This is a genomic window from Ralstonia chuxiongensis, from assembly GCF_024158925.1.
In the GTDB taxonomy this organism is placed as follows: Bacteria; Pseudomonadota; Gammaproteobacteria; order Burkholderiales; family Burkholderiaceae; genus Ralstonia; species Ralstonia chuxiongensis.
This window is the reverse complement of record NZ_JAMYWC010000011.1, coordinates 39,600-62,692: the sequence shown is the minus strand read 5'-3', so window position 1 is coordinate 62,692 and position 23,093 is coordinate 39,600. Positions and strand designations below refer to the sequence as shown.

23 protein-coding genes and 1 pseudogene are annotated in these 23,093 nt (G+C 60.6%); 22 read left to right on the top strand and 2 right to left on the bottom strand.

Going from position 1 to position 23,093, the window contains the following annotated elements; genetic code table 11:
- Nucleotides 1-103: 103 nt before the first annotated feature.
- Together NKG59_RS25260 and NKG59_RS25255 are read left to right on the top strand one after the other, a co-directional pair.
- On the top strand, nt 104-322 hold the full coding sequence (locus tag NKG59_RS25260; protein ID WP_253542891.1) for a hypothetical protein: 219 nt from the start codon (nt 104-106) through the stop codon (nt 320-322).
- Complete coding sequence (locus NKG59_RS25255) at nt 282-881, top strand: nuclear transport factor 2 family protein (protein WP_253542889.1); 600 nt, start codon at nt 282-284, stop codon at nt 879-881. The genes NKG59_RS25260 and NKG59_RS25255 overlap by 41 nt, the downstream gene beginning before the upstream one ends.
- A gap of 10 nt (nt 882-891) precedes the next feature.
- Here NKG59_RS25255 and NKG59_RS25250 read toward each other — a convergent pair.
- Nucleotides 892-1,049 (bottom strand): annotated as a pseudogene (locus tag NKG59_RS25250) (IS5/IS1182 family transposase); the annotation flags it as partial.
- A 105-nt stretch (nt 1,050-1,154) separates the two neighbouring features.
- On the opposite strand from NKG59_RS25250, the gene NKG59_RS25245 reads away from it, so the two are divergent.
- The gene (locus tag NKG59_RS25245) at nt 1,155-2,300 is read left to right on the top strand and encodes an ABC transporter substrate-binding protein (protein ID WP_253542888.1); all 1,146 of its coding nucleotides are present in this window, start codon (nt 1,155-1,157) and stop codon (nt 2,298-2,300) included.
- A gap of 463 nt (nt 2,301-2,763) precedes the next feature.
- Here NKG59_RS25245 and NKG59_RS25240 read toward each other — a convergent pair whose 3' ends face one another.
- Nucleotides 2,764-3,735: a LysR family transcriptional regulator gene (locus NKG59_RS25240; RefSeq protein WP_253542886.1), complete on the bottom strand. Its 972-nt coding sequence runs from the start codon at nt 3,733-3,735 to the stop codon at nt 2,764-2,766.
- 191 nt (nt 3,736-3,926) lie between these two features.
- On the opposite strand from NKG59_RS25240, the gene NKG59_RS25235 reads away from it, so the two are divergent.
- The 19 genes from NKG59_RS25235 (at nt 3,927) to NKG59_RS25145 (ending at nt 23,075) form a co-directional block, all read left to right on the top strand.
- The gene (locus tag NKG59_RS25235; RefSeq protein WP_253542884.1) at nt 3,927-5,237 is read left to right on the top strand and encodes an MFS transporter; all 1,311 of its coding nucleotides are present in this window, start codon (nt 3,927-3,929) and stop codon (nt 5,235-5,237) included.
- Complete coding sequence (locus tag NKG59_RS25230; RefSeq protein ID WP_253542882.1) at nt 5,234-6,712, top strand: M81 family metallopeptidase; 1,479 nt, start codon at nt 5,234-5,236, stop codon at nt 6,710-6,712. The genes NKG59_RS25235 and NKG59_RS25230 overlap by 4 nt, the downstream gene beginning before the upstream one ends.
- A 278-nt stretch (nt 6,713-6,990) precedes the next feature.
- On the top strand, nt 6,991-7,749 hold the full coding sequence (locus NKG59_RS25225) for a helix-turn-helix transcriptional regulator (protein ID WP_253542875.1): 759 nt from the start codon (nt 6,991-6,993) through the stop codon (nt 7,747-7,749).
- A gap of 235 nt (nt 7,750-7,984) precedes the next feature.
- Entirely contained in the window at nt 7,985-8,362 is a 378-nt protein-coding gene (locus NKG59_RS25220) for a hypothetical protein (RefSeq protein ID WP_253542867.1), read from the top strand.
- 147 nt (nt 8,363-8,509) lie between these two features.
- Nucleotides 8,510-9,190, top strand: a complete 681-nt coding sequence (locus tag NKG59_RS25215; RefSeq protein WP_253542865.1) for a lytic transglycosylase domain-containing protein — start codon at nt 8,510-8,512, stop codon at nt 9,188-9,190.
- A 52-nt stretch (nt 9,191-9,242) separates the two neighbouring features.
- Entirely contained in the window at nt 9,243-9,539 is a 297-nt protein-coding gene (locus NKG59_RS25210; protein WP_253542863.1) for a hypothetical protein, read from the top strand.
- 3 nt (nt 9,540-9,542) lie between these two features.
- Entirely contained in the window at nt 9,543-9,920 is a 378-nt protein-coding gene (locus NKG59_RS25205; RefSeq protein WP_253542861.1) for a VirB3 family type IV secretion system protein, read from the top strand.
- Between the two features lie 10 nt (nt 9,921-9,930).
- Nucleotides 9,931-12,420 (top strand): VirB4 family type IV secretion system protein, encoded by a 2,490-nt coding sequence (locus NKG59_RS25200; protein ID WP_253542859.1) that lies wholly within the window; start codon nt 9,931-9,933, stop codon nt 12,418-12,420.
- Between the two features lie 116 nt (nt 12,421-12,536).
- Nucleotides 12,537-13,226: a P-type DNA transfer protein VirB5 gene (gene virB5 / locus NKG59_RS25195; RefSeq protein ID WP_253542857.1), complete on the top strand. Its 690-nt coding sequence runs from the start codon at nt 12,537-12,539 to the stop codon at nt 13,224-13,226.
- Nucleotides 13,227-13,347: 121 nt separating this feature from the next.
- Complete coding sequence (locus NKG59_RS25190; protein ID WP_253542849.1) at nt 13,348-13,815, top strand: hypothetical protein; 468 nt, start codon at nt 13,348-13,350, stop codon at nt 13,813-13,815.
- Nucleotides 13,816-13,834: 19 nt separating this feature from the next.
- Nucleotides 13,835-14,779: a TrbL/VirB6 family protein gene (locus NKG59_RS25185; protein ID WP_253542847.1), complete on the top strand. Its 945-nt coding sequence runs from the start codon at nt 13,835-13,837 to the stop codon at nt 14,777-14,779.
- Nucleotides 14,780-14,976: 197 nt separating this feature from the next.
- Nucleotides 14,977-15,756: a VirB8 family type IV secretion system protein gene (locus NKG59_RS25180; RefSeq protein WP_253542845.1), complete on the top strand. Its 780-nt coding sequence runs from the start codon at nt 14,977-14,979 to the stop codon at nt 15,754-15,756.
- On the top strand, nt 15,753-16,553 hold the full coding sequence (locus NKG59_RS25175; RefSeq protein WP_253542843.1) for a TrbG/VirB9 family P-type conjugative transfer protein: 801 nt from the start codon (nt 15,753-15,755) through the stop codon (nt 16,551-16,553). Before NKG59_RS25180 ends, NKG59_RS25175 begins: the two co-directional genes overlap by 4 nt.
- The gene (locus NKG59_RS25170) at nt 16,554-17,249 is read left to right on the top strand and encodes a hypothetical protein (protein ID WP_253542841.1); all 696 of its coding nucleotides are present in this window, start codon (nt 16,554-16,556) and stop codon (nt 17,247-17,249) included.
- Nucleotides 17,250-17,253: 4 nt separating this feature from the next.
- Nucleotides 17,254-18,516, top strand: a complete 1,263-nt coding sequence (locus tag NKG59_RS25165; RefSeq protein WP_253542834.1) for a TrbI/VirB10 family protein — start codon at nt 17,254-17,256, stop codon at nt 18,514-18,516.
- A complete protein-coding gene (gene virB11, locus NKG59_RS25160; protein WP_253542832.1) occupies nt 18,513-19,559 on the top strand; it encodes a P-type DNA transfer ATPase VirB11 in 1,047 nt (348 codons plus the stop codon). The genes NKG59_RS25165 and virB11 overlap by 4 nt, the downstream gene beginning before the upstream one ends.
- Entirely contained in the window at nt 19,556-19,912 is a 357-nt protein-coding gene (locus tag NKG59_RS25155; protein WP_253542822.1) for a hypothetical protein, read from the top strand. Before virB11 ends, NKG59_RS25155 begins: the two co-directional genes overlap by 4 nt.
- The gene (locus tag NKG59_RS25150) at nt 19,909-21,723 is read left to right on the top strand and encodes a type IV secretory system conjugative DNA transfer family protein (protein ID WP_253542820.1); all 1,815 of its coding nucleotides are present in this window, start codon (nt 19,909-19,911) and stop codon (nt 21,721-21,723) included. Before NKG59_RS25155 ends, NKG59_RS25150 begins: the two co-directional genes overlap by 4 nt.
- Nucleotides 21,720-23,075 carry an LPD7 domain-containing protein gene (locus NKG59_RS25145; protein ID WP_253542818.1) on the top strand — a complete coding sequence of 452 codons (1,356 nt, stop codon included), beginning with the start codon at nt 21,720-21,722 and terminating at the stop codon, nt 23,073-23,075. The genes NKG59_RS25150 and NKG59_RS25145 overlap by 4 nt, the downstream gene beginning before the upstream one ends.
- Nucleotides 23,076-23,093 lie beyond the last annotated feature (18 nt).

The following is a 23,093-nucleotide window of genomic DNA, read 5'->3' as shown; positions in this document are numbered from 1 at the left end:
CGCCCGGCATCGAGGTCTTGGCTATCAGGCCAGCCGTGCCTTCTATGCAGGGGACGACAGTGGAGTCGTTCAGCTCGTTGCTTTTCCGGCGGTGCCGGGGCTCATGAAGGCGCTCGCCAAGCCCCTGCGCCTAAAGCCGGTTCCTCGAACCGAGACGAAGCTGTCGGTGACGGCCGCGTACTTTCGGCCCATTCCCGCTGCAAGGCCGGGGCTTCCCTTGACCTTTTTCATCGTCGCGGACACGCAAGAGATCGACGGGCCATCCTACGTGCTCGTCGTTCATGAACACCCTCACGACACCGCAAATGCCGACATCTCTTGATCCCGAGGCCTTGATCCGAACTTATGTGCGCGCAAAGGATGAGAACCGCCCGCACCTGATGCCGCATGCATTCGCTGCGGATGCAACACTCCACATGACAGTCAAGTCGGAGGCCATCAGTTTCCCCGCGCGCAGCCAAGGCCTGGCCGCCATCGCCGATGTGCTTGTCAGGCGCTTCGGACAGACCTACGACAATGTCTATACGTTTTGCTTGACAAATTCGCCCCCCGCCCCTGGCTCAAGGCGCTATGAGTGCGACTGGCTCGTCGGGATGTCCAACAAGGTTGACAGCAACGTGCGCGTTGGCTGCGGCAGCTACGAATGGGCATTCACCCTGCAGGAACAGGGGTGGCGCGTACAAACGCTGGACATCGTGATCGACGCCATGGAAGTGCTACCGCCTGACACTACGCAGGTGGTCTTCGATGACTGGCTCGGCCAGCTAGCGTATCCGTGGAACACAGCCCTGCGGACCTGCGCACAGATGCCGACGCTCGCGAAACTTGAACCGGTCCGCGCCTACCTGCACCGCCGAGCTAACGATGTCAGTGATCTTTGAGCACATCGGTTCAGCACGTTTTTTCGATCCTGAGGATCACGTGCAGGTTATGGCCGACGTTGCACAGCTCCGCGTGCATCGCATTGCCCAGTGCACCGCGGAGCCAATTCCGGTCGAGCTTACCGTCACCTTGATATGGCCGACGGCCGGTTCGATCGGGCTGCGTCTGCTGTCGCCCATGATGCCGCATCCCGACAGCTCACGCTTGGTTTCGAGCGCGCGCCTGCTCAAGATGGAGAGGTATACGTCACGAACGCGCATGGATCACCTGATATGAAGATCAAAAGCATTGCCTTGCTGGGGACTTTGATTGCCGCGCTCCTTTCCAGTCACGCTGGGGCGGACGTCGTCACCGTGGCTCAAGTGTTGCCACTGGAGGGTTCGATAGCTCCGTCAACGCGTGCTACAGCTGAGGCGGCTGAGCTGTATCTGCGTCGTGTCAACGAGGCTGGCGGTGTGAACGGACATACCATCAAGATCGTGACGATCAACGGTTCAAGCAATGCAGATACCGCCTCGCAGCGTGCCGCGGAGGTCGTACGTCAGCAGCATCCGGTAGCCTTGCTGAACTACTACGGCTCCTCTCGAACGGCAGCCCTCATCAAAAGCGGTGTTCTGGATGCCGCTCATACCCCCGTTATTGGCGCCATTGTGTCGGCAACGCAACTCCGCCAGAGCCCAGAGAACCGGTGGGTGTTCTACATTCGCGCGGGCGTGAAGGCCGAGGCAGAGCGGATGGTTCGGCAAAGCGTTACCGTGGGCGGTAAGCGTGTTGCCGTGTTGTATCAGGAGGATGCATTTGGCGAGGACGGACGAGATAAAAGTACGGCTGCGATGCAGTCACTTGGTATCAAGCCGGTCCTGACCGTTCCGCTCGAAACAAAGGCGATGGGTGCTCCGTCGCTGAACAAGATTTCGGAGACTGTACTGAATGCGAACATTGACGTGATCTTGATGTTCTCGGACAGCGTCAATGTTGGCGGGCTCCTGAAAGCATATCGTGAACGTGGCGGCAATGCACTGGTGACAACCAACTCCGCGTTGTCGGCTGACGAGCTCGTGCGCGCATCAAGCGCGGATCTGGCCCGGGGTGTTTGCGTCGCTGAAGTCATGCCGGCGCTCGACAAGCACGATACGAAGCTCACGCGGGCCTTTGTGGCCGACATGATCGCGGTGGGGCGACCCGACTTGGCGAAATCGACGACCGCCCTGGAGGGCTATGTGTCGGCGAGGCTGTTCGTGGAAGTGCTACGAAAGATCTCTGGCCCGGTGACGGGTGACGCGGTACGTACTGCATTGCAGACGCGCGGCCCGTTCGATCTGGGCGGCTTTGAGTTGAAATACGGCCTTTCTCAGTTTGAGGGCTCGCAGTACGTTGACATTGGCATCATCGGCCGTGAAGGTCGTGTGCTGAATTAGCAGGAATGGGCGTAGAGCGCGCAGTGATTTGATATGGCGCCTCTTTGCCGCAATGTATAACGGCAAGGGGCCGGTGCTACTGGATGGAGTGAGAATACCGCTACGGGATGCCCACCCCTATTTGAGGGAGAGGGCCGCTTACCGAAGGTGTGGACTTCCTGTATATCCCACTGTAGCAAGCCAGCTTCAGTTCGATCACGACGGCCCACACGGTGTGCGCGAATTGAGCGCTAGCCCCTGAGCTCGAGGCTGCCGCCCGGCTCGGCAGGATGACTGCTGCCGCCGATGGGATTACCGCTACACCGGGTACGATCCAGACGGCTCAACGAACGTCCGCGCAAGACGCTAAACTTCGATACGCCAGCGGAACGATTCCATCCATACGTTGCATCGACCGGTTGAATCCGCAGCCAGAAACGGTCATCCGTGAGCAGCGCCGGAAAGAAGCCGATAGCGGGTAGCGCTATCCGGCATTCCTTGGAGACCAAACACCAGTCGCGTCCAAAGTATCCGAATGGGTTCGTTGCGTAGATAGATCCGCCAGATGCTGGTTGATCGCATTGATGACCTCCTGCGCAGCCCTTGGCAGCGGACGTTTCTCCTTAACTAGCACGCGGGCGTACTGGTTCTCTGTGAGCGGATGGTCGAGGCGAATGCCAACCAGTTGGCCTGCTGCCACTTCCTTTCGAATCGAAAAGTCGGTAACAAACGCCAGGCCGCCTGCATGCCTTGCATAGGCGCGTAGAGCCATAAGCGTGTTGGCGTTGAAATTCGGTGCGAGGCGAAGGTTCTCCGCTTTGGCAATGGTGCGAATCAACAGACCCAAGCCATATGTCTGCGGCATGATTCCAACGGGATACGCGAGGGCTGCTTCAAGCGAAATGGGGCCGTCACTTTGTGCTAGCGGATGATCGGGATGCACGGCCGCCACGATGTTGTGGACAGCACTGGCGCAGAACTCGATACCATCGGTCAAGGGTGGGTTATACGCCAAACCGATATGCGCCTCATTTGATAACACATCGTCGATTATCTCTGCGGTCGCCCGCATGTTCAGCACGATCTCTACGCCGGGGTATTCCTTCGCGAAGTCAGCCAGTACGTCCTCGATTAGCGTGTCGATCAAACCTTCGCTCAACGAGATCAGAAGGTTACCGGTATGCAAGCGCTTGAGCTGATTGACACCGTCGAGCAGCTTCTCGTGGGAAGCCTCGATACTGCGCGCGTATTCGAGCAGGTACGGCACAGCGTCGGTCGGCACCAAGCCCGTGGCGGCACGATCAAACAAACGCTCGCCAATCATCTCTTCAAGCTCTGTCAGATACCGACTGACCAGCGTTCGGCTTAGAGCCAGTTGCTCCGCGGCTTTGCGCACCGATTGGTGTTCGAGCAATGCATGGAAAACGCGCATCTTGGCGCGGGTGATGTCGTACATGCAGTCTCCTTCGAATAATGAACAAGCCCCCCTTTTTATTGTTACCCGTCCCCGCGGGTGGCTTCATCCCCCGATGGAGTGAAATCAAGGTGTCCGTATTTCTAGGCCACCCCGTCCACAAAATAGCGGACACCTTCATTATGTGTTTCGTGTAGATTACTGTCACATTTTGCATAATCGCAGGACGGTCGATGGTAGCAAACGCAACGGCGCATGTGTTGGTCATCCGAGAGCAGGAGGCAGCTGTGTACCGCCTCGTGAGCTGGCGAGTCCTGCCATTCTTGGCTGTTTGCTATCTGTTTGCATACCTGGACCGCATCAACATCGGCTTCGCCAAGCTGCAGATGCAAAGTGACCTCGCGTTGAGCGATGCCGCTTATGGGCTTGGCGCAGGGATCTTCTTCTTGGGGTACGTGCTCTTCGAGGTGCCGAGCAACCTGTTGCTCGCCAAGATTGGCGCCCGTCGGACGCTCAGCCGTATCCTGGTGTTGTGGGGTCTTACGTCAGCGGCCATGCTGGTCGTCACCAACGTGGAAGCGTTCTACGCGCTGCGCTTCCTGCTTGGTGTCTTCGAGGCTGGCTTTGCGCCGGGCATGATCTACTACCTTGCCCTGTGGTATCCGGGGGCCAGAATGGCGCGGGCCATGGCCATCGTTCTTGGCGCCGGCCCCGTCGGCGGAGCGATCGGTGCTCCGGTATCGATCTGGATCATGAAGCATCTTGCAGGCGCCAGCGGGCTTGCCGGTTGGCAATGGATGTTCCTGATCGAAGGCGTGCCCTCCGTGCTGCTCGGGGTTGCGGCGTATTTCTACCTGGTTGATAAGCCGGCCGACGCACCTTGGTTGACAGCTGCGCAAAAGGCCGTCATTGCTAGCCAAGTTGAAGGACCCGCCACCGGCCGGTCCATGTCGTTCACCAAAGCGCTCACCGATCCGCGGGTGTATGTCCTGGCGGCGGCCTATTTCTGCCTCATCTGTGGCCTGTATGCCGTCAGCTTCTGGCTGCCAACGATCCTGAAGTCCGCTGGGCTTACTGACTTGTTCAAGATCGGTATCTACTCGGCAGTGCCGTATCTCGCGGCAATCGTTGCCATGTACACCATCAGCCGGAGTTCTGATCGGGGTGGTGAGCGCAGGTGGCACAGCGCGGCTCCCGCGGTTCTCGGGGCGGGTTTTCTGACCGTTGCGGCCTATTCGACATCTTTCCCTGCCGCGTTGGCCAGCATCACCCTCGCGACGGCGGCTGTTTTTGCGTCATACACCGTCTTCTGGACGATCCCCCAGGAACATTTCAAAGGGACTGCCGCTGCGGGCGGCATTGCCTTCATCAACTCTATTGGCCTGTTTGGCGGCTTCTTCAGCCCGACCATCATTGGCTGGACCAAGGACGTTACGGGTTCGATGCAGGCCGGGCTCCTGGCCATCGCTGCATTGCTGGTTATAGGGGCCGTGCTGATGGCAGTTCGTCGTGCGGCCGGCGTGCCGCAAACGGTGACGCCATGAAGATCCTGATCGCCGGTTTCCATCACGAGACCAATACCTTCGCACGTTCCCGCGCGACCTATGACATGTTCGCCAACGGCGATGGGTGGCCGGCGATGAAGCGGGGCGGCGACGTTCTGTCGCTGCGAAGTGCAAACGTGCCGGTCGCTGGTTTCTTCGCGGCCATGGATGCAGCTGGCCACGAGCTCGTGCCAGTGCTGTGGGCAGCAGCGAATCCGTCAGGGCCTGTCAAATGGGACGCATTCGAGAAGATTGCCGGGGAGATCGTCGCCGCTGCCAAGCAGCATGATATCGATGCCATCTATCTCGATCTACATGGGGCGATGGTGACCGAGCACTGTGACGACGGGGAAGGGGAATTGCTCGCAAGGCTGCGAGCAGCAACGCGTGACGAGGTACTTATCGTTGCGTCGCTCGATTTGCATGCCAACGTGACCGCGCAAATGCAAGCCTGCGCGGACGGACTGGTCGCGTATCGCACCTATCCGCACGTGGACATGGCTACCACGGGCTTGCGAGCGGCACAACTGCTCACAGATCTTGCGGCAGCCACGTCGCCCGTCGCCAAAGCGTGTCGGCGCCTGCCGTTTCTGATCCCCATCAACGGGATGTGTACGAGCGCTGAACCCGCGCACAGTGTGTATATGCGCTTAGCTCAACTGGAGACGGGCGGAGTTCTGTCACTCTCGTTCGCGCCAGGCTTTCCCGCTGCCGACTTTCCCGAGTGTGGCCCCACTATCTTTGGCTACGGAACAGACCAGGCGGAGCTTGATCGCGCTGTCGACGCGCTCTATCGGGACATTGTGGACAACGAGCCCTTGTGGGGAACAACGTTCCTGACGCCGGACGAAGCCGTGCTTGCCGCCATGGGAATTGCCGAGGCGGCGCAGAAGCCGGTTGTGATTGCTGATACGCAAGACAACCCCGGTGCCGGAGGCGATTCGAACACCACCGGCATGTTGGCCGCGCTTGTAAGGCACGACGCCAAGCGCGCAGCGATTGGTCTTATCTACGATCCTGACGCTGCGCAGGCAGCCCACGTCGCAGGGCTCGGGGCAGAGGTCCAGCTCGCGATTGGATCGGACTCCGGAGCCCCATTTGAAGGGAAATTCACGGTTGTGAGTTTGTCCAACGGCGAGTGTGTTCTTCATGGCCCGATGATGAGCGGCTTGGAGCTCCAGTTGGGCTTGTCGGCCTGCTTACGGATAGGCGACGTTCATGTTGCGGTGGCTTCAGCACGCGCACAGATGATGGACCGGAATCAGTACCGCATGGTGGGCATCCAGCCCGAGCTGATGAAGATCCTAGTGAACAAGTCGTCTGTGCACTTCCGGGCCGATTTTGAACCGATCGCCCAAGCGGTGCTGGTGGCAAAAGCGCCTGGTGTGGCGTTGGCCGATCCCGGTGAGCTTCCATGGACAAGGTTGGCGCCGGGCATGCGTGTGCGACCGGCTGTGGAGATCGTCGCGAAGTAGAACGTTCGCGACCGAGACTAACAAGTCGCGGGAAAGCGGCGCAGTTCGCAAAGAACAGATACGGGGAAGGCGGAATTATTCCGCAAGCGTCTGCCGCTCATGAAGCGCGAAACGGGCAGCACAATCACGGCCATCAACTGTCGGCCGCGATTTCAGTATAGCCCGAACTGGGGGAATTACACGCCTATCCGCGCCAAGCGAGGGCGAGTCGCCGTAGTGCGACTTCGCATTTGCTGGCGAAGGCAGGCGGCTCTGTGTGAACCACCAGTGTGTAAGTCATGATAACCAACGCCATTGAACGCTGCACTATTGCTGCAGAAGATGTTCATTCGATAGCCGACTTCAAAGCATGGACGCGCAATGATGTTGGCCTCGTGTTAAGGCACGCGTGTTTGGCATGTGGACACGGACGAATCACTTCTGCCGGCGTTTCCATGGATCACATAGTCCTGGTCGACTACCCAATCGAGCATCTCCGTGCCATCGAGAATTCTGCCGGCGGTATTGACACACCCTTGATGCGGCGGTGGCTGGCAACGCACCGCCCGGTCTACTTCGAGACCCGAGCGCCATGGCCTGATATCGATGCCACTTGGCTCGCAAAATTCGCCAAACATGATCTGCGCAATGCCGTGGCCGATGCAATGTTCGACGAGAAGAACTCCGTCGGCACCTATTTCAGTTTTCATCGACTACCCGATATCGACCCTCAAGGGCTTGACGCCACCCTGCGCTATCTCACCCCGGTCCTTCACGCTGCGCTTGTCCGCGCTATCGCGGATTCAGATAAGCAGTGGTTTGTTGCTTCGCAAAGCCTTTCCAGCCTTACGGAGAAGGAGCGCGAAATTGCGGAATGGATAGGGAAGGGCAAGAGCAACGCAGAAATCGCTGCACTGGTCGGCGCGTCTGAAAGCACTGTGAAACACCACTTGAGCCGAATCATGGACAAGATGGGTTGCTCTAACCGGGCGGGGGTAGCGGTGTTTGCGTCAAAGTGGTTTGCCTCGCCGTTGAGTCTCGGGACAAAAGTGCTATAGCGGACGCCAGGGGCGGCCGATATGCTCGACGCTCGTTGTCAGCGGATCGCAAGATCCGCTGCGACGGACCCTAGCGAGTCGAAGGAGCAGCTCATTGGAGCGCCGGTCTGCTTTCCCTCTTTGGGACTCAGCTGTGGAGCGGGCTGCTGCGATCGCGCGATCATCGGCCTTTCCGGCGGCAGCGCATTCAATTTGAAATCAAAATGATTATTTTGATTTCACGAGAGCGAAAACGATGTATGATTTGCTCAATGCAGCGACGAAAGTCCCGTACTGCTGCTCAGGCCATGGAAAATACGCCTGTGCAACTGGCAGAGGGGATATGTACTTCACATTTAGGGAACTGGCGGCTGTGGCGCTCACCGGCTCAAACAACTACTTCTTGGACCTTCAGAAAGAAGAGGGGAAGTGGGTTATCGCCGTCAGCGTGATTGATGCCGACAAACGAACAACAAAGCAGTATCAGGTCCAGACAAACCGAGGCAAAACCAAGACTTGGCGGTATCTGGAGGATGCGCTGTCGTTTGTGAATGAGTACTGCGAAAGCTGTCAGAACTTGTCGATCGCGGTTGAAGGCAAGGTCTGGCAACTGAGGGCAGAAGGACCGGACTGAACAGTCCAATCGTAAAAGCGGCCAGCATCGGTGTTACGAGCACCAATGCCAGCCTGACCATCGTAAAACCCGTGAGAGGCTCAAATGGCTGCGCCCATTATAGCGTTTGCTCGCCTTGTGAAAACGCACGTGCGTAAGTGAGGTCACATGGTTGACTTCAATACGCTCGCGCAGCAATGCGCTCCCGGCGTCCATCCGACGACACTGCAAGCCGTCGTCCGCACGGAATCCGGCTTCAACCCCTATGCGATTGGTGTCGTTGGTGGCCATCTGGCTCGCCAACCGAAGACGCGCGCTGAAGCGGTTGCGACCGCAAAGGCGCTGGCGTCCCAGGGCCTGAACTTCAGCATGGGCTTGGGCCAAGTCAACAAGGCTCACCTACCGCGCTTCGGTCTAAGTTACGAGACCGCTTTCGATCCTTGCGCCAACCTGCAGGCTGGCGCGCGCATCCTCCAAGAGTGCTACGACCGTGCGCGCACGCAGCTCGGTTCTGATAAGGCGCTGAACGCCGCCATCAGCTGCTACTACAGCGGAAATTTCAATCGCGGCTTTCAGGTGGAGCGCGGGGGCACAAGCTACGTCCAACGCGTTGCCGCCAATGCAACCGCGGCAAATGCGACCTCGGCCAATCCGGCTATCGCTGCAGTACCGGCCATCCCCGTTGTGTTGGATCGGCCGGCCACACGCGCTTCGAGCAACCCCACGCCGGCACGCTCTGCGAGACAGACCCCTCTCGGCGCACCCGAAACATCCTCTGCAACAGCACAAGACGAAAGCGCCAAAGCGCGTGCGAAGTGGGACGCCTTTGGCGACTTCCGCTCGCAGTGAATCCCCCCGATTCAAACCAGCCGCATCGTCGGCATTCCCGTAGGAGAAAGTAGTGAAGACCCCCCCAAAAAATCACGTGGTCATGGCAGCACTCTTTGCCGGTTTGCTGTGCTGCGCACCCGCCTTTGCCGGTGGCTTGGACTCCGGCACACAGGCGGCCAGCACATTCAAGATCTGGTTCTACGGCTTCTGTGGCATCTGCGCAGGGATCTACCTCTTGTGGGTCGGTCTGGAGCTGTGGAGCGACAAAGCGCGATGGGCCGACTTCGGTTTGGCAGTCGCCAAGGTGGCCGGTGTCGGCGCGGTGGTTGTGATCGCGCCTTGGGCCTGGAACCTCTTCGTTAGCTAAGCCATGACGGAAAAGCCGAAGAAGTACTCGGCCTATGCGGGCCTCGGGCGGGTCGCGATGCTCTGGGGCGTCCCATTGATCCCGTTGCTGATCGTGGCCGGCACGTTCGTCTTCGTCGCGTTGCTCGCCGGTGTCCTCATGGGCCCCGGTGGGCTCCTCTTTGGCGCTCTGGCAGTGCCGATCCTCTTGTTCCTCCGCAAGACGTGCGAGACCGACGACCAGGCACTGCGCATTTTGTGGCTCGAAATGCTTTGCGTGTTGCGCCGGCGCTCATGGCGCATGTTCGGTCGCACGTTGACCCTGGCGCCGATTCGCTACGGCCAACACCTCAGCGTCTTCCGCCGGCCGTTCCGCAAGGCGCCCGCCGAGCGCGCCCAATAAGGATTTGACCATGCAAGCACGACTGACCAGCAACTTTGGCAAGGTGCCACCGATCGAGGCGTGGCTGCCTCGCATCGAGATGCCCATCACGCCCCGCGTCACCCACTACGAAGACGGCCGGATGATGCTCAGCATGCGCTTGACCGGCATTCCGTTCGAGTCTGCAAGCGACGCGCTGCTCACCAGCCTGTTCGACAACCTGAGCGGCTTCTATGCAGGGATCGGTCGCGACCACGGTAACAACCTGTCGATGTGGGCGACGTTCAAGCGCCGGAAGGTTTCATTCCGCCAGACCTATCAATTTCAATCGCAGTTCCTGGCGGACTTCACGGCGAAGTACCTGACGCGCTTCCACAACGGCAACTACTTCGAGAACTCGTTCTACCTGTCGCTGATCCTGAAGTACGACGACTTTGATGATGGCCTCAAGGCGATTGAGCAGCTGGGCGACGAGGCGATCAAGTCACTGCGTGACTACGACCCCGAGTATCTGGAGACTTACCAACGCAATGGTCTGCCGTTCTCTGAGCCGTTCCGCTTCGTTGGTGAACTCGTCAACGGGACGGATGTGGCGGTGCCGGTGACTGCCGCACCGGGCTATGAGCAGATTCCCGATTCGTGGTTGCACTTCGGCTATGACCTGCTCGTCATCCGCACCGACACCGCCGAGAAGTTTGCGACCTGCTACGACTTGAAGGATTTTCCCAGGAGCGGCTGGGGCCAGTTGAACCCGTTGCTCACCCTGGATGCGGAATTCACCATCACCCAATCGTTTGGATGCTTGACTGCCGCCGGCGCCGACAAGTCGATCGAGGGCCAGATCAACAAGCTGGAATCGGTGGGCGACAAGGCTCAGAAACAGCTTGTCGAGCTTAAAGATGCCCAGGCCTTGATCACTGCCAACGAACTGGCATTTGGCCAATACCACGGCGCGCTGGTCGTCTACGGAGACACAGCCAAGGAAGCCATCGACCGAGGCGAGCTGGTCAAGGTCCGGTCCAAGGGCGAATGCGGTGTCGGCTGGGTCCGAGCGACCGCCTCCGCGCCGTACACCTATTTCAGCCAGGTGCCGGGCGCGAAGACTCTGCCGCGGCCGATGCTCAAGAGTTCGCGCAACCTCGCATCGACGTTCTCTGTCCACGACTATTCGGCTGGCAAGTCCAAGGGCAATCCAATCGGCGATGGCACGGCCGTGATGCCGTTGCAGACGGTCTCGAAGAAGCTCTACAGCTTTAACTACCACGCCACGCGCGAGGACGAAGTTAACGTCGGCGAAAAGATCGCCGGCCACGCCGTCATCCACGGCGCCACCGGTGTCGGCAAGACCGCCCTGCAACTGGCCGTTGCCTCGTTCTTCATGCGCTTTGATCCGATGCTGTTTGGCCTGGACTACGGCGGCGGCATGAAGATCTTCTTCAAGATGCTGCGGGGCACTTACATCTCGTTGCAGCGCGGCGTTGCAACTGGGCTCGCACCGTTTGAGCTACCAGACACTGGGTACAACCGACAGTTTCTGTATGACCTGGTCAACATCTGCGGGCGCGATGCCAACGGCAAGCTGACTGCCGAAGAAAAGAAGCAGATCAAGGATGCCGTTGACACCGTGATGGCCCTGGAAGATCTGTCGCAGCGCACCTTCAGCCGCTTGCTTGAGTCGATCACGAACCTGGGTGGCGACAGCCTGTATGTGCGCCTCGGCCAATGGTGCCATGCCGAAGACGGTCCGCTCGCATGGATGTTCGACAACCGTCCCCGGTCGCTGGTCGACGTCACCCAACAACGCCATGTGTGCTTCGACGTGACGGAGTTCCTGGTTGACGACTACGCGCCGTCGGAGCCGCTGTTCGCGTACCTGTTCCACCTCAAGGCGCTAATGCAGCAGGAAGGCGGTTTGATGATGTCGATCATCGAAGAGTACTGGGCGCCCATCAAGTTCAAGCGCACGCGAGAAGAGATGGCCAAGGTGCTCAGCGCCGGGCGCAAGGAGGGCGAGTTCCTGGTGCTGGTGTCGCAACAGCCGGAGCAGGGCATGGCAAGCGACATCTGGCCGCAGATTCGCAGCCAGACCGCAACCAAGATCTTCATGCCAGACCCCGAAGCGGAATTCAGCAGTTATCAGCGCACCAACATGACAGCCAAGGAGTTCGCGCAGTTCAAGCGCCTCTCCAAGAACTCGCGTACGTGCCTCATCAAGCAGAGCAACCAGTCAGCTTTTGCGACGCTGGACCTCCACGGGTTCGAGGACGAGATGGTGGTGCTCTCCGGCAACAAGGAGAACAACAAGCTGCTCGACGAAGTGATCGAAGAAGTGGGCGAGAACCCAGACGTGTGGCTACCGATTCTGCAGGACCGCGTGTTCGAGGCCAAGACCCGCAAGAAGCTGATGGCCGAGTGCGGCAACGACGAGTCGATCTGGAGACCGAAGCTCGAAGCTGCCATGCGGGCCCGCCGTGAGCAGCGCAGCAGTGCAAACGACGCCGAACACCGCCGCGCAGCGTAGCAGCGAGCCTTCATAAGAAATCGAACGTAAGGGGGAGCGACACCTAGTCCTCTCAACAACCGGAAGAGAAAACAATGGAACGACAAGAATCTTATTGCGTGCCTACGCGGCAGGGCATGTCCCTCACCCCGAATCTGTCATGGCTGTTCACCCGCAAGCGTCCGCTTCAACAGGTCGCGCGGCGCACCGTCGTGGCGATCGCGAGCGCCCTGTGCCTGTCCACGTCGCATGCCACGGGTATTCCTGTGCTCGACGTGTCGAACCTGGCGCAGGCGATGCTGATGGTGCAGAACCTGATGCAGCAGCTCAACCAGATGAAGAGCCAGTACGACGCGCTGACTGGCAACCGCGGCTACGGGAACATCTTGAACGACCCCAAGCTGCGCAGCTATCTGCCGGACCAATGGCAGGCCGTCTACGACCAGGTCAAAAGTGGTCGCTTGAACGGCATCTCCAACGCGGCCCAGGAGATCGCGAAGTCCGAGGGGCTGACTGGTGCGTCGACGGCCGGCCAGCAGCGCTACTACGACACGCTCGCTGCCAACAAGGCCATGACGATGCAGGCCTACAGCGCAACGCTCTCGCGTCTGAACAACATCCAGTCGCTCATGCAGCAGTCCAACCTGACCCAGGACCCGGCAGCCAAAGCCGATCTGCAGAACCGCTGGTCTGCTGAATACACCATGGTCCAGAACGAGCAGACCCGCCTGAACCTGATGTCCCAGCTGCAGGAGACAGAGCTGCGCCTGGCACAGGAGCAACGCCACCGCGAATTCAAGAGCAACTTCTTGGGGGCCGACAAATGATGCGCCGAGCGATGGTTGTTCTTCTGGTTGTGTGCACCGCGTTGAGCGGTTGCGGCCGTGCTGGGAATGGCGACGGCAAGCACGAGAGCGAATTCAAACGGAAGTTTCTCGGAGAAACGGAATGAGGCGTCTCGTACTCGCGCTGCTGGCAACGCTGTTCGTCCTTGGTGGGTGCGACCGTTCACCCACCACGGCGAGCAAACCGCCCAGTACAGATGACTTGATCGGGACCTATGGGTACGTCACCAAGAACAGCGGTCAAGTCATGCCGTTGCTCAAGGTCACCAAGGAAGGTCAGGAATACCAGTTGTTCGAGTTCAGCCACGACCACTGGCGACGTCCCAGGACATCAATGCTCCTGGGCGGTGATCGCACCTTGCAGGAAGTGCGGCCCTTTACGCGCGCCGATCTTGAACGACTGACCCACCACGCGGTGGATGTGGAACCGATCGGACTGCAGACCAAGGCGCTGGCACTGATTAGCGTACCTGCCGGGTGGTCTGATGGCGCCAAGGAAAAGCCATTCGTGACAAAGACCGGGTACTTCGCCATGACGGTGGTCGGCCCGGTTGAATTGCAGCGGATGTAAGGCCAAACGGGAGTGACACATGGCAGATAGTGGAAACCTGCAGGTGACGGTCTTTGCCGACATGTTCAATGACTTCGACAACAACCTGTTGGGTGTCATTAACACCGGTTCAGCCAACATCATCACGCTCATTACGCCGCTGATGGCGGTCGGCTTCTCCATCTACGTGATGCTGGTGATGGTGTCCTACTGGCGTGGCCACAGCCACGAGCCAGTGCCGGACTTCATTCAGCGCATGGTGGGGTGGGCGGTGGTGCTGACGTTCGGAATGAACATTGGTTACTACAGCCAGTACGTCGTTCCGTTCTTCAACGGCTTGGGTGACGACATCGCACGCGCACTGTGCGGCAACACTTCGACTGGCGCGGCAATCGACTCCTTGGCAACGACCTATGCGCAGGTCATGTGGGAGATCTTTAAGGCGGCCGACGGCATTGAAGAGACCCTCAATGCGATCGTCTACATCGCGATCACGCTGCTCTTCGGCATGCCATTCATGTCGATTTCTGCGGCCTACATCATCTTGTCGAGATTCGCGCTTGGCCTGCTGTTGGCACTTGGGCCGATGTTTATCGGCGCGGCGCTGTTCCCAGCCACACGTCGGTTCTGCGAGGCATGGATTGGGCAATGCCTCAGTTATGGCTTCCTCGTCGCACTGATTTCGGCCGCAGGCTTGATTGAGATTCGGTTTGCCCAATCGATCTCGCCCAACCACGCCACCCTGGGGTCGCTGATCAAGATCGTGTTGATGGGGGTTTCCTTCATTGTCATCTCGCTCAACCTGCCGGGCCTTGCGTCTCAGCTCTCCGGCGGCGTCGGCATCTCCAGCATGGTCGGCAAGATCGGCCAGGCGGCGCGTGCGATGCAGGCTATCCGCAGTCTCATGAAGGGCGGTGGCGGCAAGGGCGGCAGTGGAGGCTCGATGCATGGCACGTCGGGTGCCCAGCCGACGACGGGAGGCTGAGAAGGCCCTCCGCGACTGCCGTGATCGGACGCGGCACAGCTCCTCATCCAACTTTTTCGACTGACTCTCCAATGAGAACACTCATCGTCATTTCGCTGGCGGCGCTTCTGGCCGCCTGCGCCAGCGCTCCCGAAGCGCCACAGCCATCCGGCGCATGGCAGCCAATCAACCGAACACTGTCGAAGTAAGGAGCAGGCATGTTCAAACTAATTAAAAACAAGCTCCAAGGCGGTTCAGCTGCCGGCGCGATCACCATGCCGCAGGTCGATGACCTGGAGCTTGGCAAGTGGTATCTGGAGCAGACCAAACAACTGGCGAAGTCGCGCGTCGAATCCCGTGACCGGATAACCGATGTGGCGGTGGGAGCCGTCAAATGGATGGGCGCCATCACGATTGTCGCGGTGGCTGGCATGGCGACTGTGGTGGTGGTCAAGCGGCCCAACCCGCCGCCGGTGCTGCGTGTCGACAACGCGACGGGCAAGGTCGACGTGCTGCCGACCGCAGCAGACGGCAAGGTCAGCTTCACGGAGAAGGAAGACCGGGCCGACCTGCGCAAGTACGTCGAGCGGCGCGAAGGCTACGACTGGGAAACGATCCAGGACATGCACGACGCCGTGAAGGCAATGAGTTCGGAGCAAGAAGGCGAGCTGTACGACAACTTCATCCGCGGCGATCACTCCCCTCTCAAGGTGCTCAAAGCAGACGCGCGTGTCATTCCGAAGGTCGGGGCGATCAGCTTTGTCGGCTCGACCGCTCAGGTCATGTTCTCGCGCAAGTACGTGCCGCTCAACGCGGCGATCAAGCCGGAGACCACGTACTGGGTGGCCACCATCACTTACCGGCACGACAACATCCCAGAGAAGAGGGAACTGCAGGACATCAACCCGACGGGTTGGAAAGCCACCAGCTACACCGTGACACGTGACTGGTCGCGCAGTGGCGAGGACACCGGCACGCAGCAAGGGGGTCAGCAATGAAACATTGGATTCCTGCCGCCGCCCTCGCTTTGGCGGCGATGCCAGCAGCTGCGCGCGTGATTCCTGGTGCGTGCGGATTCGAGACCCACATCCAGTGCGCGGTGTATGACCCCAACGAGGTTTATGAGGTAGCCACCACGCCTGGCAAAGCCATCATGCTGCAGCTCGAACCCGGCGAGACGATCGAAGACGACGGTGCCGGCATGGGGGACGGCAAGGCCTGGAACGTCTCGGCCAACAAGAACTGGATCTTGCTCAAGCGCGCAGCCAAGCGCCCAGACACCAACCTGATGGTGGTCACCAATCGCCGGACGTACAGCTTTGACCTGGTGACGGCCACGCGCGGCGTGCCAGCCACGTGGGTGCTCAAGTTCGACTACCCGGATACGCGGGCCCGCGCATCGGCAGACGACGCGCGCAAGCGCGCCCAGGTCGCCGCGGTGGCGCAACGCGTGCAGGGCACGACCAAGCCACGCAACGCGGCGTACCAGATGCGCGGCCATACCGAACTGGCGCCGACGGCCGCGTGGGATGACGGCACGTTCACCTACTTCCGCTATGCGACGGCCCGGGATCTGCCGCGCATCTTCGTCAAGCGTGCGGATGGGTCCGAAGCGTTGCCGGCGTATCACATGGAAGCCGACACGATCGTGGTTCACGAGGTTGCCCGCGAATTCCTGGCGCGCTTGGGCAACTCGGTGCTGGGCATCCGCAACGATGGCTACTCCCCGGAGGGCCACTACAACGCCGCCGGCACGACGGTGCCCGGCACGGTGCGTCTCACGAAGGAACATTGAATGACCGGGATACAGAACGTACTCAAGCGCTGGGTAGTCCTGATGCTGCCCGCCGTGCTGGCCTCACTGGGGTTCGTCTATGTCTTCGGCGCATCGCTGCGCCTGGCTGTAGCCGTGACCATCCTACTCGCGACAGTGTTGCTGGGACACCTCCTGTTCAAGCTGGTGGACACACGCCTGGCGAGCCGAGGGAGAGCCAACGCGCCCTTTGCATGGAGCGTGCGGATCAACGACGTCAAGGTGGGCGTCATTACCGATGCCGAGTATGCGGCCATCCAGTGCCTGGCCTTGCACGACGGCAGCTGTGCGGTGGCTCAGCTGCTGAATGTCGGGAAGGTTGCGGTGGTGGGCGCTTGCTGGCTCCTCGTCGGCCTGACCTTGGGCATGGCTTGGAGCGCAATCGCGCTAGCACTCCTGGAGCCAGGTGCGCACACCGCCGTGATCCGCAACCTGCTCAGTGCCGATCCGGCCGCCGTGACGAGCTGGATGCGCTCGCTCTTGCCGTACGGCGCCATGTTCATGGTGTTGCAGGTTGTCGGGATGGCCTGGATGGGCATTCGCTTCGGCTTCCGCAATCACTACCGCGCTGCAGTCGCCACGATGCTGCGCCAACACTTCAACACGCCGGCCGATGGCGAAATCCGCTTGGAGCGGATGAGTTTGCGCCACGGACTGCCGACCTCTCAATTCGGATAAGCGCATGACTGATTCCAATGCAATCCATCCCGCGCCGGCCGAAGAGCGCGGCATCCCCTCGGTGCGCCGAGGTAAGAAGCAGACCAACAGCAAGAAGCTGGTGATCCTGGTCGTGGTAGTGCTCATGCTGGCCATGGCAATCGGCGGCACAGCGCTGTTCGTGAAACGGCTGACCGACATGAAGCTGGCGGAGAAGGAGGCCGAGCGCAAAAAGCCCAAGGAGACCTCCCGCGCCAATCAGGACAACGTCGATCTGGAAGCGCAGAAGAAACGAATCCAGGAAGAGGAAGCGATGACGAAGGGGGCGACTGCCGGTGCCTTGGGCCCGGGAGGGCTGGCCACGCCGGCTGGCGCCCAGGCAGACAACAGTTTCGGCACGCCTGGCAACGGGAGCAACGCAGGGGGCAATGTTCAGCCCACCGCCGGCACACCCAGCAATGGCTCTCAACAGCACGTCGAGACACCGGACGAGCGCCGCCTAGCCGGCAACGTGACCGTGCTGTCCCAACGCAAGGGACAAGCGTCGCCGACGGAAGGCGAGGGTGGCGCGTTGAGCGTTCAACCTTCGACCTCCCTGGGTGGCGCTGGCAAGAACGCTCTGGACGAGCAGTTGACACCTTCGGCCAACTCGCGCGCCGGCGTCGTCCGTGCCGGCTTCCTGCCTGACCTTCGTTACCTTCTCAAGCGCGGCACGATGCTCCCGTGCGCGATGGGCACTAAGACCGTCACCACCTATCCCGGTATGTCGTCGTGTTCGCTGATGCGCGATGTGTACAGCGCGGACGGCAGCACGCTGCTGCTGCGCAAGGGCGCTGAGGTGACCGGCGAGCAGCGCTCGGCGCTGCTGCAAGGTCAGGCGCGAATCTTTGCACTCTTTACCCGCATCGATGACGGCTCAGTGACCGTGCCGCTCGACTCGCCCGTCACGGATGCGCTGGGCGCCAGTGGCATGGAAGCCTTCGTCGACAACCACTTCTGGCAGCGCTTCGGCGGGGCGGCCATGGTGGCGCTGATCAGTGATTTTGGGCAGGCCGTTTCCAATCAGACCCGGAATTCGGGCGGCTCCACGACCATCAACCTGTCCAATACAACGCAGGCGACACAAAGCCTGGCGGCCGAGACGTTGCGCAACACCATCAACATCCCGCCGACGGGCTACGCCAACCAGGGCGCCATCATCAACATCTTCGTGGCGCGCGACATCGACTTCAGCAAGCAGTACGAGCTGGTGTCGGCCTTGCCGTCTGTGTCGGGAGGTGCGCAATGACTGCCGTGCACGAACACGATAGATCCACCACGGTGCGAAGCCTGCTCAAGCAGACTGGCATTGCAGAGTTGCTTGCCACTGCAGGCGTCACCGACCTTAGGGTGAACCGCCCAGGCGAGATCTGGACCCGGAGCCATGCCGGATGGCAACGCCATGAAGCGCCTCAAGGTTCGCTCGATTTGCTCCGCAAGCTGGCCAACACCCTAGTCAATTTCAACCGGGGCAAGGGGGCGATAACCGAGCAAGACCCGCTCAAGTCGGTGGAACTACCCGCCGGACAGCGTGGCCAGGTGGTGATCCCACCGGCCTGCGAGCCCAACACCGTTTCCCTGACCGTGCGCATCGCAAGCGAGAACCGGTACTCGATCGATGACCTGATCGACTTTGGGACGTTCGAGGACTATCGAGACGTCTCACCGCACAAGACCGTGCCGGTCGAAGTTGAGTTAGAGCCCTTTGAGCGGGAAATGATGGTCGCCAAGGAGCAGCGCGACATCCGGCGCTTCTTTGAACTGGCGGTGCTGAACGGCCAGAACATCGTGTTGGTGGGCGGCACAGGCTCCGGAAAGACCACGCTCACCAAGGCGCTTGCCGACTTGGTGCCGACAGAAACGTGCGTTTGCACGATCGAGGACACGCACGAGCTGTCTCTGCCGTATCACCCGAATCGCTCACACCTGTTCTTCAGCGACGCGCTGCCGGCCCGGGAACTGGTCAAGTCGACCCTGCGCATGATGTTCGATCGGGTGTACCTGTCCGAGCTGCGCGGCGACGAGGCCTGGGACTACCTGACCCTGCTCAATACCGGTCACCAGGGCGGCATGACCACGGTGCATGCCAACGACTGCATCTCGGCGCTGGCGCGCATTGCCACGCTGATCAAGCAAAGCCCGGTTGGGATGACCCTGGACTGGAACTTCATTCTGGCAGAGGTCAAACGCACCATCGACGTGGTGGCCTTCATGGACAAGAAGACCAAGCGCATGACGCAGCTGTACTTCGATCCGGTCGAGAAGTGGAAGCTGCAGCGGGGGGTGGCATGAAAACGCCGCAAATCATCGTTGCAGTGGTCGCTGGGTTGGTCCTGGTGGGCGGATTTGCGATCGGTGGCCAACTCGCGGGCGCCACCTTGTTTGCCAAGCTGCAGAAGCTGCCGGATTCGGTGGTGGGCGTGACCACGCTCTACCGCTATTGGCAGTTCTATGCGGACGTGAAACCGGTCAAGCAGGCGTTGGGCGTCTGCAGCCTGGTCGCTGCCGCCATCACGGCGGTGCCCTTCGTGTTCATCGCCGTGGCATTGGCACGCTTGCGCAAAGACCGTGAACTGCACGGCAGCGCACGTTTTGCGACGCTGGCCGAGATCCGCAAGTCTGGCTTGGTGGGGCAAGATCAATGAGTCAGAAAGCCTATCCCGGTCTGATTGTTGGCTGGCACCCTCAGCTGGGACCACTGATCTATCACGGCCAGCAGGGCGTGCTGCTGGCCGCGGGCACGCGCTCGGGTAAGGGTGTCGGTTTCGTGATCCCCAACCTGCTGAACTACCCGCATTCGGTCGTGCAGCTGGACGTGAAGGAAGAAAACTTCAAATACACGTCGCTCTACCGTCAGCGCAACGGCCAGGAGGTGTACCTGTGGGCGCCGTTCTCCGAGACGGGCCACACGCACTGCTGGAACGTCTTCGATGCGGTGTGGCAGCGCCCAGAACACCTGCAAATCGGCGACATTATGTCGATCGGCGACGCGCTGTACCCGGCCAAGGTCGAGCCCCGCGCTCGGTTCTTCAACGATAACGCGCGTAGCCTGTTTCTCGGCTTGACGCTGTATCTGCGCGAAACGCCTGGCATGCCGGTGACGTTGGGCGAGATCCTGCGCCAGAGTTCGGGCAAGGGTAAGCCGATCAAGGAATACCTCAAGGGCATCCTGGAGGCGCGCACACGCACGGACACGGATCTCCCGCCGCTGACGTGGCGATGTCTTGACGCGCTAAATCGCTTCCTGAACCAGCCGGAAACGACGTTGGGGAACGTGTTGTCGACGTTCAACGCGCCGCTGCAGATCTTTACCGATCCGGTGGTGGAGGCGGCCACCAGCAAGTCAGACTTCGATCTCGCTGACGTGCGCAAGCGCCGCATGACGATCTATGTCGGGATCGCACCGGGCAAGCTTGCCGAGGCCTCCGCGCAGCTGCTGGTGAACCTGTTTTATTCGCAGCTGGTCAATGTGAACCTGCGCGAACTGCCTGCCGACAATCCGGAACTCAAGTACCAGTGTCTGCTGCTCAATGACGAATTCACGGCGCCAGGCAAGATCGAGATCATCGCGCAGGCCAACGGCTATATGGCCGGCTATGACTTGCGCCTGGCCACCGTCATCCAAACCGTGGCGCAGGCGACCGAGGTTTATGGGGAGCAGGGCGCCCGCACGCTGATCACCAACCATGGCTCCCACCTGCTGTATCCGCCTCGTGAGCAGAAGGACGCCAACGAATACTCCGAGATGCTGGGGTACTTCACGGCCATTGCTCGCTCCAAGAGCCGCAACCGCGGCGCAAAGTCGAACAGCACCGGTGAGAGCGAATCGGGCCAGAAGCGCGCCTTGATGCTGCCGCAGGAACTCAAGGAGATGGGACAGGAGAAGCTCATCGTGACCTTGGAGAACTGCAAGCCGATCCAGGCAGAGAAGGCGCTCTTCTACAAGCACAAGGTTTTCATTGATCGCTTGAAAGAGGTCAGCCCGTCGATCGCCGCGTTGGGAGAGGACGTGATGCCGACCAAGGAGCAGTTGGAAGACGCGTTCCTCACGCGTGGCGAGGGCAGCATCGAGTTGCCGCAGGTCGATTTCCAGGCGTACTGGAACGCGTCGCCAGCGCAGGACGCGGCGCAGACGGACGACAGCCGCCCCATTGAGGCCGATGAGCTGGCCATCCTGCAAGCCTCCGACATTGCCAATGCCGACGAGATTCTGCTGGCAATGCGCCAGGTGATGCCTGAGTTCGACGAGGTGATGGCCCTCGTCCTTCGAGATACCCCCCGATTCGATGTCCCGCAAGTGGATGACAGCCGGCCCGTGGAACCGGACGAGTTGTCCTTCCTGCAGGCGTCGGACTTTACCAATGAGGACGAAATCACCGAAGCCTTGTGCGGCGCCATGCCGTACTTCGGCGAGGTGATGGCGATCCTGAACACCGCAGGAGCGATTGCCGCATGAACACCATTGAAATCGACACCCCGGAAGCCATCAAGGAGCGGGCCGACGAGCTACGTGCGCAACTCAGCGCCGTGGACTGGCGCAAGGAACGGGCCGAGCTGGACCCCATTGTGGAAGGGTTGCGCGACCTGGCCGAGCGCGACTGGTATGCCGCGGCCGATGTCTGGCGCGAATCGGGCACCGATGCCCCGCTGCCGGACTTCATCGATCCCGCGACCGACGTGGCGCTGGAGCTGCGCTACCAGTCAGCTGAGCGCGGTAATCACCGTGAACTGAACGAAACGCCGGAGAAGCCTGTCGAGCAGAAGATCGACAAGGTGGACGTCGGCGAAGCGGCCAATGAGGCCAATGCCAAGAAGCCTGCCAATGAGCCACAGAAGCCGGTGGCCGAGAAGTTGACGGATCTGGATCTTGTCGCGGTCAAGGCCGCGCGCAAGACCGATCGTGCGCGCGCCGAAGCGATGCTGAAGGAAGTGGCCGAGCAAGTGCGTTCCGCAACCAAGGGAAAAGAGCAGGCAGGGAAGGAAAACGCCGGCGGTGAGTTGGTCAGCAAGGAAGGCACCAAGCCTGTCTTCAAGAAAACCGGTTACGAGATCCCCCAGAAAGTCGCTGCGCTCTATGTCGCGCACGAGGGCAAGTTTGTCGACCGCAAGACCCAGGAACTGCACTTTGAAGACAAGGGGCGCTCGCTGGCCACCAAGAGCAATGACCGCACTGTGCTTGCGAACATGGTGGAGGTGGCCAAGGCGAAGAACTGGGGCACCGTGGCGCTCAAGGGCGATGAAGAGTTTCGGCGCCGAGGTTGGATCGCCGCGGAACTGGCTGGCTTGAAGTCGACCGGTTTCCGCCCCAAGGCGCAGGACCGCGCGATGTTGGAAGCGGCAAGGCAGGAGATGCGCATCAGCGCCGGCGAGCGCAGCCAGGAAAAAGAAAACAGCCTGGACGCGGAGGATGGCAAAGCAGCCGAGGGTGCCGAGAAGACGTCCGAACCCGCAAAGGCGACCGCCGCGCCGGAACCGGTGGCCAACAACACCGACCCGAAGGCTAAGGAAAGCCTCGGCATCGCCGCCGCGCGCATGGTCCTGGAACGCCAGATCGCGGAATGGCCGGCGGCCACACAGGACAAGTGCCGCAAGGAGTTCGATCAGTTGATTGCCAGCGCCGCGGCCTACAAGGACAAGAAGGTCGACCTGCCGACGCCGAAGGTCTCAGAAAAGACCATGGCGCAGCGTCGTTCGGCGCAGCGCCCGGAGGTTGACCGCACCAAGCCTGCCGCACCTGGCCAGCCCAATCAAGCATCCAAAGCCCCGGAGCGGGCCGCCGTTGAACCGGGCGTCGAGATGGACCGGTGAGACCACATCCACGTTGAA

Excerpts from the sequence above, each read along its gene's own strand:
- NKG59_RS25260 (WP_253542891.1), top strand. The coding sequence starts at position 104 with ATGAAGGCGCTCGCCAAGCCCCTGCGCCTAAAGCCGGTTCCTCGAACC.
- NKG59_RS25255 (WP_253542889.1), top strand. The coding sequence starts at position 282 with ATGAACACCCTCACGACACCGCAAATGCCGACATCTCTTGATCCCGAG.
- NKG59_RS25245 (WP_253542888.1), top strand. The coding sequence starts at position 1,155 with ATGAAGATCAAAAGCATTGCCTTGCTGGGGACTTTGATTGCCGCGCTC.
- NKG59_RS25240 (WP_253542886.1), bottom strand. The coding sequence starts at position 3,735 with ATGTACGACATCACCCGCGCCAAGATGCGCGTTTTCCATGCATTGCTC.
- NKG59_RS25235 (WP_253542884.1), top strand. The coding sequence starts at position 3,927 with ATGGTAGCAAACGCAACGGCGCATGTGTTGGTCATCCGAGAGCAGGAG.
- NKG59_RS25230 (WP_253542882.1), top strand. The coding sequence starts at position 5,234 with ATGAAGATCCTGATCGCCGGTTTCCATCACGAGACCAATACCTTCGCA.
- NKG59_RS25225 (WP_253542875.1), top strand. The coding sequence starts at position 6,991 with ATGATAACCAACGCCATTGAACGCTGCACTATTGCTGCAGAAGATGTT.
- NKG59_RS25220 (WP_253542867.1), top strand. The coding sequence starts at position 7,985 with ATGTATGATTTGCTCAATGCAGCGACGAAAGTCCCGTACTGCTGCTCA.
- NKG59_RS25215 (WP_253542865.1), top strand. The coding sequence starts at position 8,510 with ATGGTTGACTTCAATACGCTCGCGCAGCAATGCGCTCCCGGCGTCCAT.
- NKG59_RS25205 (WP_253542861.1), top strand. The coding sequence starts at position 9,543 with ATGACGGAAAAGCCGAAGAAGTACTCGGCCTATGCGGGCCTCGGGCGG.
- NKG59_RS25200 (WP_253542859.1), top strand. The coding sequence starts at position 9,931 with ATGCAAGCACGACTGACCAGCAACTTTGGCAAGGTGCCACCGATCGAG.
- virB5 (WP_253542857.1), top strand. The coding sequence starts at position 12,537 with ATGTCCCTCACCCCGAATCTGTCATGGCTGTTCACCCGCAAGCGTCCG.
- NKG59_RS25190 (WP_253542849.1), top strand. The coding sequence starts at position 13,348 with ATGAGGCGTCTCGTACTCGCGCTGCTGGCAACGCTGTTCGTCCTTGGT.
- NKG59_RS25185 (WP_253542847.1), top strand. The coding sequence starts at position 13,835 with ATGGCAGATAGTGGAAACCTGCAGGTGACGGTCTTTGCCGACATGTTC.
- NKG59_RS25180 (WP_253542845.1), top strand. The coding sequence starts at position 14,977 with ATGTTCAAACTAATTAAAAACAAGCTCCAAGGCGGTTCAGCTGCCGGC.
- NKG59_RS25175 (WP_253542843.1), top strand. The coding sequence starts at position 15,753 with ATGAAACATTGGATTCCTGCCGCCGCCCTCGCTTTGGCGGCGATGCCA.
- NKG59_RS25170 (WP_253542841.1), top strand. The coding sequence starts at position 16,554 with ATGACCGGGATACAGAACGTACTCAAGCGCTGGGTAGTCCTGATGCTG.
- NKG59_RS25165 (WP_253542834.1), top strand. The coding sequence starts at position 17,254 with ATGACTGATTCCAATGCAATCCATCCCGCGCCGGCCGAAGAGCGCGGC.
- virB11 (WP_253542832.1), top strand. The coding sequence starts at position 18,513 with ATGACTGCCGTGCACGAACACGATAGATCCACCACGGTGCGAAGCCTG.
- NKG59_RS25155 (WP_253542822.1), top strand. The coding sequence starts at position 19,556 with ATGAAAACGCCGCAAATCATCGTTGCAGTGGTCGCTGGGTTGGTCCTG.
- NKG59_RS25150 (WP_253542820.1), top strand. The coding sequence starts at position 19,909 with ATGAGTCAGAAAGCCTATCCCGGTCTGATTGTTGGCTGGCACCCTCAG.
- NKG59_RS25145 (WP_253542818.1), top strand. The coding sequence starts at position 21,720 with ATGAACACCATTGAAATCGACACCCCGGAAGCCATCAAGGAGCGGGCC.